This window comes from Bradyrhizobium retamae, from assembly GCF_001440415.1.
Classification (GTDB): Bacteria; Pseudomonadota; Alphaproteobacteria; order Rhizobiales; family Xanthobacteraceae; genus Bradyrhizobium; species Bradyrhizobium retamae.
Window position 1 is genome coordinate 1 of sequence record NZ_LLYA01000089.1, and the last position, 2087, is coordinate 2087.

The 2087-nt window shown below is 61.7% G+C and carries 2 pseudogenes; one reads left to right on the forward strand and one right to left on the reverse strand.

Going from position 1 to position 2087, the window contains the following annotated elements:
- Positions 1 to 414 (forward strand): annotated as a pseudogene (locus CQ13_RS46780) (IS66 family transposase); the annotation flags it as partial.
- On the opposite strand, the pseudogene CQ13_RS47070 reads toward CQ13_RS46780, so the two are convergent.
- A pseudogene (locus tag CQ13_RS47070) lies at positions 394 to 2087 on the reverse strand (recombinase family protein); the annotation flags it as partial. The pseudogenes CQ13_RS46780 and CQ13_RS47070 sit on opposite strands and share 21 nt — an antisense overlap.

Sequence of the window (2087 nt, forward strand, 5' to 3'; positions counted from 1 at the left end):
AAGAACGACCAGGCGTTTGTCGAACAGAAGAACGGCGCCGTGGTCCGACGGATGGCTGGTTATCGGCGGTTTGAAGGGCTCGAGGCGGCCGCATTGCTCGCAGCCGGGCTATGGGCGATCGAAGCCGACATCCGTGGCCAGGATCCCGCAACTCGGGTGAAAGCACGCCAGGAAAAGTCTGCCACCATCGTCGAAACGCTCTTCGATCTGTGGGAGAAGGAACTGCCTCGCCTGTCCGGCAAATCCAAGCTCGCTGAGGCGATCCGGTATGCCACATCCAGGCGCACCACTCTCGAGCGCTTCCTGAGCGACGGTCGCATCGAGCTCGACTCCAAAACCGTCGAGCGCGCGATCCGGCCACAAGCGATGCGCGAGTCATTATGCACTCCCTCGTCAAGTGTCTGTAAACATTGGAAGCGTGCCCGCGTCGACAACGCGACACGGGCGACCTTTCCGGGCCACCGCCGTTTTGACCGGCTCAGATGCCAGGTCGTCGGCACGGATTTGATGCGGTGCGCCGGGAACAACCTGCAGAGCCGGAAGGACACCGGCTTTGATAAGGCGCCGTATCGCGTGGTTTGTGACGCCTAAAACCTTTGCCGCTTCGGTCATGGTGAGCCATTCGCCATCTTTTTCCGCGGATCGATAGGCATGGATTCCACGCACGCGTCGAACGGAAGCGACGCGGTGCGCCGTCCAGGTCTTGCCTTGACCGGTGGGCAAGCCAATTCGGTTAAGCGACGCGGCGATATGTTCGTCAGACCAGCGGCCGGCCATGCTGCGCATGACCGCCAAAGCGTCTTCGGTCGTTGCGCAACCATGTTCACCAGTTCGTGGCTTGTGGACAGCTCGGAGTGCTGGCCACCACGCCAATGGATCGTGAGCACGACATCGCGCGCATCATCATCGACATCGACGACGATCTCGGTGATCAATGTCCGCAGCAGTTGCTGGCGGGCACGCATCGTAACACCTGGCGCATTCCACGCCGCCGATAGATTGTCCGCCAGATTGGTGAAGGCGCTCGGATCGACCTTGACGTCTGATGGCCTTTCAGCGGGCTGGCGTGTCTCCAGATACCGGACACGCCGGAGCGCGGCCTCCCAGTTCTTCTCCAACTGCGCGGCAATGAGACGATTGTCAGGATCGCAGGCGGCGTAGCGACGCTCGGCCAGGCTTGCCTCATAGCGGGCCTGCTGCAGTTCCATGTCCAGGATGCGTTGCTGGTCTTCCTGTTGTTCCCGGTGCATCCGCTCCGCCTCGAACGCGGCTTCGATCGCCATTGGCTCCACCGCCTGCAACAACTCCCGGGCGATCGCGGCATCGACGCGCGGGCCGCCGAAGGTCATGCACCGGGGGCAGACCCATCATAAGGTTTGGCTTGTCGCAGCGATATACCGGTCGGCGCCGCGGATTGCCAGTGTAGGCAACGCTCAGCCGCCGCCCGCATCGCCCGCAGGTCATCATCCCCCGACAGGAGTGCCCTGCCACCCGGCCGGACTTTGCGCCTCCGGCACGACCGTAATTATTGAGGGCGAGTTGCTTCTGGTTGCGCTCATATTCGGCCCAGCCGATATAGCCTTCGTGATGATCTTTGATCATCACCTCCCATGTCCCGATCGGCTTGCCATGCCCGTAGCTCCGCCGTGCCCTCCCTTCGACGATGGCGGTGCGTTTCTCGCTTTTCCCGTACACGTAAACCCTGCGTAAAACGGATTCTTGAGAACCGCGATGACGTTGCGGTAGCGGATCGCCACCCAGTCGAAGCTGGTCATGCGACCTTCGTTAGAGGGCCGCGGGAAGTGGATCTGATCCGCTTTCATCGAGAGCAACACCTGGCGCGCGCTGCCGAGCTTGCGGAAGCGGCTGAAGATGAGTCGGATCACTTCCTGGAGACGTAGATCGGGATCGAGACCAAGCCCCGCTTCACGGTGCCAAATGTAGCCGAACGGAACCGATAACCGCAGCTCGCCCCGGCTGGCCTTGGACCGGGCGGCATCCAGCATTCTCGCGCGCAGCACGCCGAGCTCGAACTCGCTGATACTGCCTTTCATGCCAAGGAGCAGGCGATCATTGACAAGATGTAA